The sequence below is a fragment of the Variovorax sp. TBS-050B genome (assembly GCF_029893635.1).
Taxonomy (GTDB): Bacteria; Pseudomonadota; Gammaproteobacteria; order Burkholderiales; family Burkholderiaceae_C; genus Variovorax.
On record NZ_JARXYR010000002.1, the window covers coordinates 2,759,524 to 2,772,871 of the forward strand.

At 70.1% G+C, this 13,348-nt stretch carries 10 protein-coding genes and 1 pseudogene; 9 read left to right on the forward strand and 2 right to left on the reverse strand.

Annotation, left to right across the window (positions count from 1 at the left end):
* The first annotated feature begins 7 nt into the window (after positions 1–7).
* The 4 genes from M2165_RS15860 to M2165_RS15875 all read left to right on the forward strand — a co-directional run bounded on the left by M2165_RS15860 (position 8) and on the right by M2165_RS15875 (position 2,861).
* Positions 8–457: a ribonuclease HI family protein gene (locus M2165_RS15860; protein ID WP_280815563.1), complete on the forward strand. Its 450-nt coding sequence runs from the start codon at positions 8–10 to the stop codon at positions 455–457.
* 120 nt (positions 458–577) lie between these two features.
* Positions 578–826 carry a DUF3297 family protein gene (locus M2165_RS15865; protein ID WP_280815564.1) on the forward strand — a complete coding sequence of 83 codons (249 nt, stop codon included), beginning with the start codon at positions 578–580 and terminating at the stop codon, positions 824–826.
* A 45-nt stretch (positions 827–871) separates the two neighbouring features.
* The gene (locus M2165_RS15870; protein ID WP_280815565.1) at positions 872–2,203 is read left to right on the forward strand and encodes a potassium transporter TrkG; all 1,332 of its coding nucleotides are present in this window, start codon (positions 872–874) and stop codon (positions 2,201–2,203) included.
* Positions 2,196–2,861, forward strand: a complete 666-nt coding sequence (locus M2165_RS15875) for a TrkA family potassium uptake protein (protein ID WP_280815566.1) — start codon at positions 2,196–2,198, stop codon at positions 2,859–2,861. Before M2165_RS15870 ends, M2165_RS15875 begins: the two co-directional genes overlap by 8 nt.
* Positions 2,862–3,554: 693 nt before the next feature.
* Here the strand turns inward: M2165_RS15875 and M2165_RS15880 are convergent.
* Complete coding sequence (locus M2165_RS15880; protein WP_280815567.1) at positions 3,555–3,680, reverse strand: hypothetical protein; 126 nt, start codon at positions 3,678–3,680, stop codon at positions 3,555–3,557.
* On the opposite strand from M2165_RS15880, the pseudogene M2165_RS15885 reads away from it, so the two are divergent.
* The 5 genes and pseudogenes from M2165_RS15885 to M2165_RS15905 all read left to right on the forward strand — a co-directional run.
* A pseudogene (locus M2165_RS15885) lies at positions 3,622–3,798 on the forward strand (pectate lyase); the annotation flags it as partial. The gene M2165_RS15880 and the pseudogene M2165_RS15885 sit on opposite strands and share 59 nt — an antisense overlap.
* 295 nt (positions 3,799–4,093) lie before the next feature.
* Positions 4,094–4,864: a hypothetical protein gene (locus M2165_RS15890; protein WP_280815568.1), complete on the forward strand. Its 771-nt coding sequence runs from the start codon at positions 4,094–4,096 to the stop codon at positions 4,862–4,864.
* A 10-nt stretch (positions 4,865–4,874) separates the two neighbouring features.
* Entirely contained in the window at positions 4,875–5,390 is a 516-nt protein-coding gene (locus tag M2165_RS15895; RefSeq protein ID WP_280815569.1) for an O-acetyl-ADP-ribose deacetylase, read from the forward strand.
* A 232-nt stretch (positions 5,391–5,622) separates the two neighbouring features.
* Positions 5,623–5,892 (forward strand): helix-turn-helix domain-containing protein, encoded by a 270-nt coding sequence (locus M2165_RS15900; RefSeq protein WP_280817551.1) that lies wholly within the window; start codon positions 5,623–5,625, stop codon positions 5,890–5,892.
* Positions 5,889–7,253 (forward strand): HipA domain-containing protein, encoded by a 1,365-nt coding sequence (locus M2165_RS15905; protein WP_280815570.1) that lies wholly within the window; start codon positions 5,889–5,891, stop codon positions 7,251–7,253. The genes M2165_RS15900 and M2165_RS15905 overlap by 4 nt, the downstream gene beginning before the upstream one ends.
* 15 nt (positions 7,254–7,268) lie before the next feature.
* Here the strand turns inward: M2165_RS15905 and M2165_RS15910 are convergent, their stop codons facing one another.
* Positions 7,269–13,277: an MG2 domain-containing protein gene (locus M2165_RS15910; protein WP_280815571.1), complete on the reverse strand. Its 6,009-nt coding sequence runs from the start codon at positions 13,275–13,277 to the stop codon at positions 7,269–7,271.
* Positions 13,278–13,348 lie beyond the last annotated feature (71 nt).

Genomic DNA, 13,348 nt, shown 5'->3' on the forward strand with positions numbered 1-13,348 from the left:
GCCCGGTTTGACGCTGCAGCCCTGGACCGTGTACTGCGACGGCAGCGCGATGCCGAACCCCGGCCGCATGGGTGCGGGCGCGGTCATCACGGCGCCCGACGGCACGCGCCATGCGCTGTCGCTGGCCAGCCATGCGATCGGCTGCAACAACGAGGCCGAACTGCGCGCGCTGACGCTCGCGCTCGAGGCGCTCAAGGCCCGCGGCGCGACGGCGGTGCGCGCCTACACCGACAACAGCATCCTCGTCGAACAGCTCGGCGCAGGCGCCGCAGCGCGGCCGATCGCGCGCATGGCGGGCATGTTCGAGGCGGCGCGCGCGTTGCTCGCATCGTTCGATCAGGCGAGCCTGCAATGGGTGCCGCGCCACCGCAACGTCGAGGCCGATGCGCTCGCGCGTGCCTCGCTCGGCGCGGCGCCGAAGCCGCCGCCGAAGCCGGCGAAGAAGAAGCGCCGATAGGACGTCCCCACGGGCCCGGCGGGCGAGGGGCCTATCATGCGCGTCCATCGCCGCCGCATCCGCGCGCCGGACGCGGCCGATGCTTTTCTTCCAGACAACCCCGACCTATCCGTTTTCCCGATGACCGACACCACGCCCACGCCGCCGCTTCCGGACCGCCTCTCCACCGACCCGCGCAGCCCGCACCATGTGGCGGCCGTGTTCGAGCACGAGATTGGCATCCGCTTCAACGACAAGGAGCGCTTCGACGTGGAGGAATACTGCGTCAGCGAAGGCTGGATCAAGGTGCCCGCGGGCAAGACCCTGGACCGCAAGGGCAAGCCGCTGCTGCTCAAGCTCAAGGGCCGCGTCGAGGCGTTCTACCGCTAGGAGCGCGCGGCGCATCCGGCCCATGCGACCCACCCGCGAGACCGCGTGAACACCCGGCTGACGCATCCCTCGTCGGTGCTGGTGCTGGCGTTCCTCGCCGTGATCGGCATCGGCACCGGGCTGCTGATGCTGCCCGCCTCGCATGCGGCGGGCGAGGGCGCGCCCTGGCTCGCGGCGCTCTTCACCGCCACCTCGGCCGTCTGCGTGACCGGCCTGGTGGTGGTCGACACCGGCAGCTACTGGTCGGGCTTCGGCCAGGCCGTGATCCTGGGGCTGTTCCAGCTCGGCGGCTTCGGCATGATGACCTCGGCCACGCTGCTCGGCCTGCTGGTCAACCGGCAGATGCGCCTGAAGTCGCGGCTGCTGCTGCAGGCCGAGACCCATTCGCTCGGCCTCGGCGACGTGCGCAGCGTCGCGCGGCTGGTGCTGGTCGTCACGCTCGTGGTCGAGGCCGGCGCCGCGCTGCTGCTGGCCGCGCGCTTCGCCTTCGGCTACGGCATGGAATGGCGCGAGGCGCTGTGGCAGGGCCTCTTCCATGCGGTGTCGGCCTTCAACAATGCCGGCTTCTCCACCTGGGGCGACAGCGTGGTGCGCTTCGCGCACGACGGCTGGGTGCTGCTGCCGCTGATGGCCGCCATCGTGATCGGCGGCCTGGGCTTTCCGGTGCTGCACGAGGCCATCGGCCTGCGCGGGCGGCGGCAGGTGCGGTCGATCCACACGGTGCTCACCCTCTGGGGCACGGCCTTCCTGGTCGTGGGCGGCACGCTGGCGCTGCTGCTGGCCGAGTGGGACAACCCGGCCACGCTCGGCGCGCTCGATGCGCCCACGCGCGTGCTCGCGGCGGCGTTCACCTCGGTCTCGGCGCGCACCGCGGGCTTCAACGCCATCGACATCGGCGGGCTGACCGTCGAGTCGCTGAATCTGCACTACCTGCTGATGTTCATCGGCGGCGGCAGCGCGGGCACGGCGGGCGGCGTGAAGGTGACCACCTTCTTCGTGCTGCTGCTGGTGGTGTGGAACGAGATCCGCGGCCACCAGGACGTGGAGTTCCAGGGCCGCCGCATCTCCACCGCCGCGCAGCGCCAGGCGCTCGCGATCCTGGTGCTCAGCGCGGGCGCGATCGTCATCGCCACGCTGAGCCTGGTGCCGATGACGCCGCTGCCCTACGAGAAGGTGCTGTTCGAGGTCATCTCGGCCTTCGCCACCGTGGGCCTCTCGACCGGCATCACGGCCGACCTGCCGTCGGCGGGGCAGTTCATCCTGGTCGTGCTGATGTTCGCGGGGCGCGTCGGCGTCGTCACCCTGGCCGCCGCCATGGCCGTGAACCACTCGCGGCGCGGCTACCGTTTTCCCGAGGAGAAGCCGATTGTTGGGTAGAAAGAACAATGCAGACAGCGTGGTCGTGATCGGCCTGGGCCGCTTCGGCTCGGGCGTGGCGCGCGCGCTGGCGAAGCTGGGGCACGACGTGCTCGCCATCGACACCAGCGCCGAGGCCGTGCAGGCGCATGCCGGCGAACTCGGCCACGTGGTGCAGGCCGACGCCACCGACCTGGAGACGCTCAAGCAGCTGGGCGTCGGCGAGTTCAAGCATGCGGTGGTGAGCATCGGCCAGAACCTCGAGGCCAGCGTGCTCACCATCCTGAACCTGAGCCAGATCGGCAACAAGGACATCTGGGCCAAGGCCAACAGCCAGCAGCACGGCCGCATCGCCGAGCGCGTGGGGGCGCACCACGTGGTCTATCCGGAAGCCGACATGGGGCGGCGCGTGGCGCACCTCGTCACCGGCAAGATGATCGACTTCATCGAGTTCGAGGACGGCTTCGCGATCGCCAAGACGCGCGCGCCGGCCGAGACGCACGGCAAGCCGCTGGCCGAATCAGCGGTGCGCACCCGCCACGGCGTGACCGTGGTGGGCATCAAGCGGCGCCACGAAGACTTCATCTACGCGCGCGAGAACACGGTCGTCAAACCCGGCGACCTGCTGATCGTCGCGGGCCCGACCGAGGCCGTGGAGCGCTTCGCCGCGCGGGTCTGAGGCGCGGGGCGGGCGAGGGGCCGAAACATTTCGACACTTCGCTTGCGCTTTTAGTCATCGTACAACCTAGCGAAAAATAGCCGGATTCCTGCAAAATTTCCTGGACTCATCGGACATCGTATGAGTTGAAAAGTATCAAAACGGCCACTACGGCCCCAGGAGACAACCCATGAAGCGCAGGAATTTCGTCCTTTCGACGCTGTCGCCCCTCGCCCTGACCGCCTGCGGCGGCGGTGGCGACGGCCCGAGCTTTCCGCCGTTCCCGGTGCCGCCGCCACCCCCGCCGCCGCCCGCACCGGCCCCGCCGCCGAGCACCGCGGCACTCGCGGAAAAGACCATGCGGCGCGCCGCGGCGTACATGGACGAAACGGTTTCCTACCGCGGCGGCTACGTCTGGGCCTACATGCCCGACCTCTCGACCAGCTGGGGCGAGATGGAGGCGCGCCGCACCATGTGCTGGATCCAGCCGCCCGGCACACCCACGGCCGGGCACTGCATGCTCGACGCCTACCACGCGACCGGCGACGAGCGCTTCTACCAGGCGGCCGAGCACACAGGCCTCGCGCTGATCGCGGCGCAGCATCCGTCCGGCGGCTGGAACTACATCCACGACTTCGCGGGCGAAGCGTCGCTGCGCGACTGGTACGAGACGGTGGGCGCCAACGGCTGGCGGCTGGAGGAGTTCCAGCACTACTACGGCAACGCCACCTTCGACGATGCGGGCACGGCGGTGTCGTCGCAGTTCATGCTGCGCATGTACCTGGAGAAGCGCGACCCGCGCTTCCTGGCCGCGGTGCAGAAGGCGATCGGCTTCGTCACCCAGGCGCAGTTCGCGGGCGGCGTGGCCGACGGCGGCTGGCCGCAGCGCTATCCGCCGTCGCCGGACGCGATCTCGTCGATGCCGCTGCCCAACCCGCAGCAGCTGCCGGCGGGCGCCACTTCGGGCATGGAGGACGGCGATTACACCCGCCACATCACCTTCAACGACGACGTGGCGGGCGAGAACATCAAGTTCCTGCTGATGTGCCTGGTGTCGCTCGGCGACCAGAGCCTGATCCCGCACATCACGCGCGCGATGGAGTGCCTGCGCCGCATGCAGCAGCCCGGGCCGCAGGCCGGCTGGGGGGCTGCAGCACCTGGCGGCGGACCAGAACGGCCGCCCGGCCGGCGCACCCGCGGGCGCGCGCAGCTACGAGCCGCGCTCGCTCGCCACGCACACCACGCAGACCAACGTGCAGCAGCTCTTCAACTACTTCCGCCTCACCGGCGACCGCGGCTACCTCGCGCGCGTGCCCGAGGCCCTGGCCTGGCTGGAGAGCTGCAAGCTCACCCAGACCATGATCGACGAGAACCCGCTGCTCAAGGGCCGCACGCATCCCACCTTCGTCGAACTCGGCACCAACCTGCCGCGCTTCGTGCACCGCTACGGCTCCAACATCCACAACGGCGCCTACTACCACGACCACGACCACCGCGCGACGCCGAGCCACTACTCGGGCGGCCGCAGCATCGACATCGCGGGCATGCGCCAGACCTGGGAGCAACTGAGCGCGATGAGCGACGCGGCGATCCAGCAGATGGTCGCGGCCTCGCCGCTGCGCGCGGGTGCCGACGTGCGGGCGCTGCCGAAGTACTTCTCGCTGCGCGAGGTGGACTTTGCCGACCTGTTCGCCGACCGCGTGATGGCCACGCCCGCGGTGAGCGAGACCGACGCGAAGGCGGTGATCGACAAGCTCGACCCCAAGGGCTACTGGCTCGCGCCGCTCAACGCCGTGACCAACCCCTACCAGGGCGACGGCCCGACCACGCCCTACACGGGCGACGCCTACCGCAGCAAGCATGTGGGCGACGTGTTCGACACCTCGCCCTACGACCCGGCCGACCCGCCGCTGATCGCGCCCTACGTGAAGAAGGAGCAGCCGCAGGCGATCACCGTGAGCAGCTTCGTCGCGAACATGGGCAAGCTGATCGCCTTCACCTCGCCGGTGCCCCCGCAAGGGTAGAGTCGCCGGCATGGAAAAGGCGCTGGCCGCGCTGCGCGGCGACATCACGACGCTGCGGGTCGACGCGATCGTCAACGCCGCCAATGCGTCGCTGCTCGGCGGCGGCGGGGTCGACGGCGCGATCCATCGCGCCGCCGGTCCCGGGCTGCTGCAGGAGTGCCGCCTGCTCGGCGGCTGCGAGACCGGCGACGCGAAGCTCACGCGCGGCCACCGGCTGCCGGCGAAGTTCGTGATCCACACGGTCGGGCCGGTGTGGCGCGGCGGCAGCAACGGCGAACCCGAGCTGCTGGCCTCCTGCTATCGCCGGGCGATGGAGGTCGCGGCCGCGCAGCCCGGCATCGCGAGCATCGCCTTTCCGTCGATCAGCACCGGCATCTACGGCTTCCCGATCGAACGCGCGGCGCCGATCGCGGTGCGGACCGTGCGCGCGGCGCTGGCTGAGGGTGGCCCGGTGCGGGCGGTGAGCTTCTGCTGCTTTTCGCAGGGCGACTTGGCGGTGTACGAGCAGGCGCTCGCGGCCGGCTGAGTGCGGTCAAAGCCCCGCGCGGTACGCTGGCGCGAGAATTTCGGAATTTCAGAAACACTCGGCTTCCCGTTAAGCGGCTGAATGGTTGTTTCGTGAATTCCGAAATATTCGCTTGAATTCCGCCGGCAGATCTAAAATTTCGGATTTTTGGAAACTCTGCGCGTCGTGCGCCCTGAGCGACTGGAGCCGAATGAACCGAACCCCTGAAAACCTCCGCGACGGTCCTTCCCCGATGCGCGAGCAGCCGGCGCTCGTCGATTCGGCCGGCTCCCTCGGTCCCTATGTGAAGGCGGTACGCAAGGAGCAGCGCTTGCGCATCGACGATGCCGCAGGCCTGTTCGGCGTCTCGGTCGACACGCTGTCGCGGCTCGAGAACGGCATCGGCGCCGTCCGGCTCGACAAGCTGCTGGCCGTGCTCGATGGCCTGGGACTCGCCATGCTCGTCGGGCCCAAGGAGGCGCTGACCGGCCTGGCCCGGGACCCCGGAGGCGCTGCGCGATGACGGCGCCTGAGGACGAGTTGCTCCGGCTGCGCGTCAGCCATGGCAACGACCAGCGGGTGGGCGAACTCGGCTTCGCCCCGCGGCAGGACCGGTGGACCTTCGCCTACGACGATGCCTGGCGCAGGAACAGGCTGTTCCAGCTTTCGCCGGCCCTGCCGTGGCAGGCGCCCGAGGGCGGTTATGACTCGAACGCGATCCGGCGCTTCATCGTCAACCTGTTCCCCGAGGGGGCGCCGCTGCGCGCGGCCATCGAACAGCTGCACGTCGCGCCCGGCAACGCCTTCGCGCTGCTGCGCAGCATGGGCGGCGAAACCACCGGCGCGCTGGAGTTCCATGCCGCCGATGAACCGCCGCCCGCGCGCGCACAAAGCCGGATGCTGCCGCGCGCGGAGCTCCACGAGCGGATCGTCCGGTCGGAGGCGGGTGGCCTCGCGATCTGGGACGGCAGGCTGCGGATGTCCATTGCCGGCTACCAGGACAAGCTCGCGGTCTTCGCGGCGCGCGATCCGGGGCTCGATCCCGAGGCGGCAATGTGGCTGCCCGAAGCGCCGCTCGCCTCGACCTACATCCTGAAGCCGCAGCCGCGGGCCGATCGCACGCCCCACCTGGTCGTCAACGAGCATTACTGCATGAGCCTGGCGGCCGCCTACACCGACGCGGTGGCGCGCGTATCGATCATGCGCTTGCCGACGCCGGTCCTGGTCGTCGAACGCTTCGACCGGCGACACACGGCCGAACAGAACCGCGACCAAGTCCGCAAGCTGCACGTGATCGACGCGTGCCAGGCCTGCGACATGCCGGTGGACGCGAAGTACGAACGCCACCTGGGTCACGCCGGCGAACTGGCCCGCTACCGCGACGGCATGCGCCTGCCCAGGCTCTTCGGCCTCGAGAAGCTCCTGCGGCGGCCGGCGAGGGCGAAGCTGGAGATGCTGCGCTGGGTGCTCTTCCAGGCGGTCATCGGCAATGCCGATGCGCACGCGAAGAACTTCTCCTTCTTCGTGCACGGCGAACTGCTCGAACCGTCACCCTGGTACGACCTCGTGAGCGTCGAGCAGTACCCGGAGCTGGACCACAGCTACGCCATGGCCGTGGGCGATGCGTTCCGCTGGGAGGAACTCTCGCCTTTCAACCTGGCGTACTTCGCGCACCAGTGCGGCATCGGCAAGCCGCTGCTGCAGCGCGAGGCCGTTCGGCTCGCGCGCGCCATGTCGAACGCAAAAGCGGTGCTCGACCGGCAGGCCTACACCGACGCGGAGCGCGATTTCCTGCGGCCGATCTGCGAGATGGTGCAGGAACGCAGCCGGGCCCTGGTGGACCGCGCGAAGGATGCGGCGGTCTTCACCGCCGATCACTTCTAGGCCCGCCGCCGGCCGCTACTTCGCCGCCTCCACCTTCACCCGCGGATTCGGCGTCTCGCCGAACATCTCGGGCGCGTACATCGCTTCCACGCGGCTCGGCGGCAGCGCGAAGTCGCCGACGTTGTTGAGGCGCACGGTGTACTCGATCTTCGCGACGCCCTTGGGCAGGTACTCGTAGTAGCTGCGGAAGGCCTCGAAGCTGCGTTCCTCGAAGGCCAGCCAGCCGGCGCCCGACTTGCGTTCGCCCTGGGTGGCGATCTGCGAGTCGCGGCCGAGGCCGGAGCCGAGGATGGTGGCGCCGCCGGGCACCGGGTCGCTCACCACGACCCAGGTCATGTCGGTGCTGGCGTTGACCTCGAGCGTGACGCGCAGCACGTCGCCGCGCGTGTACTTGCCCGCGACCGCCTGCTCGACCGGCGTGATGGTCTTCTTGAGCGCATAGCCGGCCGCGAACGGCGCCTTGAGCTGCACCGCGGCGATCGACTGCATGGTGAGCCAGGGCTTGCCGGTGCCCTGCTGGGTCACGAGCAGCGTGTCGCGCACCGGCGCACCCGCGGGCGAGGCCGCCCAGGGCAGGAACATGGTGTTGTTCTTCAGGTTGCCCGGCGAGGCGGGCGCGCCGAAGAAGGTGGTCTGGTTCGGCGCGCCGGTGGGGTCGCTCTGCTTCACGCGCTCCACGTTGCGCCAGTCGACCTGCGCCTTGGCGTTGCCGAGCGTGGCGGCGGTGATGCCGGCCACGGGCGTGCTTTCGAAGACCTTCGAGAACTTCTCCAGCGCGAGCCCGCCCCAGAGGTTGGCGGTGGTGGTGTGCCAGGCGCCGTTCTGCTGGCGGCCGATGAAGCCGTTGGCGAGCTTGCCGATGTCTTCCTTCCAGGCCGGGTCCTCCATCACGCTGAGCAGCAGCCGCGCGGTGTTGACGTCGCCGTTGGCCATGGGCCACCACCAGTAGTCGTCGCGCTCGGTGCTGAAGACCAGCTTGGTGCCCTGGTACGACAGGCGCGCCTTGAGCACGTTGTTGGCCTCGTCCAGGCGCTGCTGGCGCTGCGGTACGTCGGGCAGGCGCTTGAGGATGTCGAGCCAGTCGATCACGGCGCTCGTGGGCCACTGGTTCGGCGCGATCGTGATGCTGCCGAGCATGCTGGCCTTGGCCGCGCCGTAGCGCGAGAGCGCCTCCAGCGCGGCGAGCTTGCGCACGTCGAGGTCCTTGCGCGGGCTCCAGAACTCGCGCTGGATGCGGCCTTCGACGAAGGCGGTCAGGCCCGCGATCATCGGCGCGCGCGCGTCGTCGGGCAGCGCGAAGCCCGGGTTCAGCGCCGAGGCCTCGTGCGTGGCCGCGAGCAGGTACGAGGTGAGGATGTCGCTGCCGCGGTCGGACTCGCCGTCGCGCGGCGGGAAGTAGTTCGCGAGGCCGTCGCCGTCGAGGTAGGTCGGCAGCTGGGCCAGCACGCCCTGCCACATCTTCGCGTCGCGCAGGCCGACCGACTTGCTGGTCTTCTGCTCGAGGCACACGAAGGGGTAGTTGGCGAACCAGTCGCGCACGCCCGGCAGGCCTTCGGCGAGCCGGGGCTGCAGCGCGAGCTTCAGGCCGCCGCGGCCGGGCAGGGCGTCGGCCGGCGGCGCCACGTCGATGGTGAAGGGGCCGTCGAGCTGCACCAGCGTGGCCTGCTGCACCGTGAGCGGCACCGATGGCACGATGCGCTGGCGCACCTTGAGCGCGTCGCGGGCGCCGCCGACGGTGTCCTTCGCTTCAATCTCCCACAGGATCGCCTCGGCGCGCGTCTGCGCGAGCTGCGCGGGCGCGGTGACGGTCCAGGCGACTTCGCGCGCCTCGCCGGGCGGGATGTCCACGGTCTGGGTTTCGAGCGTGAGCAGCGTCGCGCGCGGCGTGGCCTCGACCTTCATGGCCTTCTGCGTGGTGTTGCGCAGCGTGATCTGGGCGCGGAACTGGTCGTCCTCGCGCACCAGCGGCGGCAGGCCGCTGATGATCTGCAGGTCCTGCGTGGCCTGGATGCTGGTCTGGCCGGTGCCGAACAGGCCGGTGCCCGCATCGGCCACCGCCACGATCCTGAAGGTGGTGAGCGCGTCGTTGAGCGGCACCGTCACCACGGCCTGGCCGTTGGCGTCGAGCACCAGCTTCGGGTTCCACAGCAGCAGGGTGTCGAGCAGTTCGCGCGTCTGGCCCTTGCCGCCGCCGCCGCCCGCGGGCACGGCCTTGCGCCCGTAGTGGCGCCGGCCGACGATCTCCATCTGCGCGGTGGAGGTGCTCACGCCCCAGCTGCGCCGCTGCAGCATCGCGTTGAGCAGGTTCCAGCTGTCGTTGGGCATCAGTTCCAGCAGCGCCTGGTCGACCGCGGCCAGCGCCACTTCGGCGCCGGCCGCGGGCTTGCCGTCCGGCAGCTTGGCGCTGATGGTGACCTGCGCCTTGCCGCGCACCGGATAGGCGGGCTTGTCGCTCGCGACGGTCACGTCGATCTGGTGCGCGCGCGTGCCGACGCGGATCTCGGCCATGCCGAGGCGGTAGGCGGGCTTGCTGAGGTCGACCATCGCGGTCGGCGCGACGTATTCCTTGCCTTCGTACCAGAAGGCGGTCCACCATTCGCGCGGCGCCTTGAAGCCCCAGGTGAAGAAGCTGTACCAGGGCACCTCGCGCAGCCGGCCGCGCAGCGCGAGCACGCTCACGTAGGCGTTGGGGCCCCATTCGGGCTTGACCGCGAGGCTCACGGTCGGGTCCTTGCCGTCGAGCTTCACGACCTGTGTCTCGATGATGCCCTCGCGCTCCACCGACACCAGCGCGGTCGCGAAGCGAAACGGGCTGCGCACCTGGAACTTCGCGGTCTCGCCGGGCTGGTAGCTCTTCTTCTCGGGCAGCACGTCGATGCGGTCGTTGTCCTCGCCGCCGAACCAGAGCTCGCCCTGCTTCGTCACGTAGACCGAACTCGCGGCGCGGCTGTCGCGGCCTTCGCTGTCGGTGGCGCTGGCGATCAGCTCGACCTCGCCGACTTCCTTGAGCTCCGACTCGCACAGCAGCAGGCCGCGCGCATCGCTCTTGCCGCTGCAGACGGTGCCGATCTCCTTGGTCTCGGTCTTGTTGTCATAGGTGTAGAAGCCGCCCACCATGCGCTTGCGGCTGGTGGTGGTGATGCGCGCCACGGCGCGCACGTTGAGCGTCACGCCGGCCTGGGGCTTGCCCGAGAGGTCGAGCGCGAGCGCCTGGTACTTGAGCTTCTGGTTGGTCGAGACCCAGCCCTCGGTCTTGATGCCGGCGATCACCGAGGCCGGCCACAGCGTCTGCGTGCTGCGGATCGTCTGCACCTCGCCGTTCGGATCGGCGTAGGTGGCCTCCAGCAGCAGCTCGCGCGCGGCCTTGACCTTCGGCACCTTGTCGATCGTGACCTTCCCGCTGCCGTCCTTGTTGAGCGTGAGCGGGAGCTTGTCGGCGATCACGCGGGTGTCGCTGGCGCTGTTCAGGTCTTCCTCGCCGGCGCCCGCGCCCGCCGCGGCCGCGGCGGCGACCGCCTGCGATGCGTCGGCCTGCACGCGCGGGGGCGAGAAGCTGAAGGCGTCATGGTCGGCGAAGCTCAGGCTCTTGCCGCGCACCATGGCCGAGACGCGCACCGGCAGGTTGGCGGCGCCGCCGCCCGCCACGTAGTTGATCTGCACCTCGGCAGGCACCGAGACCGTGTTGACCAGCGGCTTCTTGTCGACCGGGGCGATGCGGCCCTCGAGCACGGGCAGGCGGAACTCCTCGACGCGGAAGCTGCCGGTGGAGAAGCTCTGGCCGTCGGCCTCCTCGTCGTCCTCGCCCTTGCCGTTGCGGCCCTGCAGCATGACCTCGTACGCGCCGAGCTTGGCGGCCGGCGGGATCGCGAAGCTGTTCTCCGCGCTCAGGCCGCCGGTGGCGGTCTTGCGCCAGGCGAGCGGCTGCGTGAAGCGCTGGCCGCTGCCGGTGTGGGTGATGACCAGCGTGTCGGGCCGCTGCTCGGGCAGGCCGAAGCCCTTGCTGGTCTGGGTGCGGATCAGGTGCTTCATCGACACCGTCTCGCCGGCGCGCAGCAGCGTGCGGTCGAAGATGGTGTGGGCCACGCGGTCGGGCTCCGGCTGCAGGCTGGTGGGCACGTTGAAGCGCCAGGGCTCGATGCCGCGCTGCCAGTCGCTCCAGGTGAAGGCCAGGTCCTCCACGCCCTTCTCGTCCTTGGCGCGTGCGCTCACGAACCAGGCGTCGGTGCCGTATTCGTTCGGCCCCTGGCAGCTCGGCGCCTGGGGCGGAATGCCCGCGAGGCGCACGATGCCGTCGGCGTCGGTGGTGCCCGAAGCCACCGCCACGCCGCGGCAGTCGGACACGCGCACCTCGGCGTTCGGCACCACCTTGCCCTTGTCGAGCGTGGTGACCCAGGCGAGCGCGTTCTCGCGCCCGAGCTTGAAATGCACCGCGAGATTGGTCGCGAGCGCAGTGGTGCGCACGTACATCGTGCGGCCCGCGCCGTAGCGCTCGTCGAGCAGCGAGTCGCCGAGCTTCTGCGAGGCGATCTCGAGCACGTGGAAACCCGGCGTGAGCGGAATGCCGATCACCTCGAAGGGGCGCGGATCGCCGCTCTCGGCCTTCGGCATGTCGAGCGCCTTCACGCCCGGCTGGCCGGCGAGCAGCGACAGCATGCGCGTCTGCACGTGGCTGCGCTCGCTGTTCTCGATCACCGGCGGCAGCGTGCCCTTGATGTCCTTGCGCGCCTGTTCGCGGCTGATGGTGTATTCGTCGTAGCGGCGCACCTTGCGGAACCACGCGATGATCTCGGCGTCGGTCTTCGGGTTCATGTCGCTGACCTTGCCGGGCGTCAGCGCCTGCACCATCAGCGCGGGTTCCACGCGCCGCACCGTGACCGGCATCATCGCCGGCATGCCGGGCTCGGCCAGCCGCTCGACCACGCCGAAGGGCGAGGCGGCGAACTTGGCGAGCGGCGGCATCGCGCCGGTCGCCACCTTCAGCGGAAAGCTGGCGGGCGAGGCCAGCGGCCGGCCCGAGGCATCCTCGAACTTCGCGGGCAGCTCGATGGTGAAGGCCGTGTTCTCGGCGAACGGCGGGCTGAAGCTCGCGGCGCTGACGACGTCGTCCTCGCTCGGCGAGCCGCCGTCGTCCTCGAGCTTGGCGGGCACCGGCTTGCCGCCCCCCTTGAGCTGGATCTGCGCCGCCATCTTGCGCGTGACCGGCGCATTGAACTGCAGCTGCATCGGCCGCAGCGGCAGGCAGGCGGCCTGCGCGTTCTCGCGCTCGCAGCTGAACGAGACCGCGAAGGGCTCGCGCACCTGGAAGCTCAGCCGGCGCTCCACGTTGTTGGCCACCCCCGAGGGCGTGGCCACGCCCTTGCCGTAGACGATCTGCACCTTGCCGCCGGGGGTGAGCGTGCGGTTGCACTGCAAGGTCACGAAGCGCAGCGGATCCTTCGCGGCCTCGTGTTCGCGGCCGAAGGCCTTGAGCAGGCCGGTGCGCTGCTCGCCGTCGAGCAGCCGCACGGGAATGCGCTCGCCGACGCCGTCGGCCGCGCACCAGACGTTCTGGCGCACGCTTTCGAGCGTGGCGGCGCCGTTGAGCTCGAGCACGAACATCTGCTGCTCGTCGATGCGGCCGTAGCTGCCCGGCATGAAGTTGCGCACGAACGGCCCGCCGCTATTGAACTGATAGCGCTCGGGCCCCGTCAGCTCGCCGCCCGCGCTCGGCTTGAAGGTGGGAATGCGGCTGACCGTGCAGCGCACGCCGGGCGGCAGGTCGTTCTCGAAGTCGTAGACCCAGCGCTTGGCATCGGTCCAGCGGCCCGTGCCCTTGCCGGCCTGGGCGTCGCTGCAGCTCACGGCCAGCGGGGCCGGTGCCTTGGGATCGCCGAAATTGACGGCCGCCTGGTCGAAGCTGGCGACGACCTGGCGCACGCGCGAAACCTCGCCCTGGGGCGTCAGGCTGGTGATCTGGAGCGCGAAGCCGGGCGCGGCGAAAAAGGCGCTGCCGGCGACCAGCAGCGCGGGAATATTTCTTTTCAATTGTTTTCTCCACCTGGAAGCACCGCGCAGCGTAGCCGATTTGCACGACGATTCCACACGGAGCGGCCCTG

Coding starts and splice junctions, on each gene's coding strand:
- M2165_RS15865 (WP_280815564.1), top strand. CDS start 578: ATGACCGACACCACGCCCACGCCGCCGCTTCCGGACCGCCTCTCCACC.
- M2165_RS15895 (WP_280815569.1), top strand. CDS start 4,875: ATGGAAAAGGCGCTGGCCGCGCTGCGCGGCGACATCACGACGCTGCGG.
- M2165_RS15900 (WP_280817551.1), top strand. CDS start 5,623: ATGCGCGAGCAGCCGGCGCTCGTCGATTCGGCCGGCTCCCTCGGTCCC.
- M2165_RS15905 (WP_280815570.1), top strand. CDS start 5,889: ATGACGGCGCCTGAGGACGAGTTGCTCCGGCTGCGCGTCAGCCATGGC.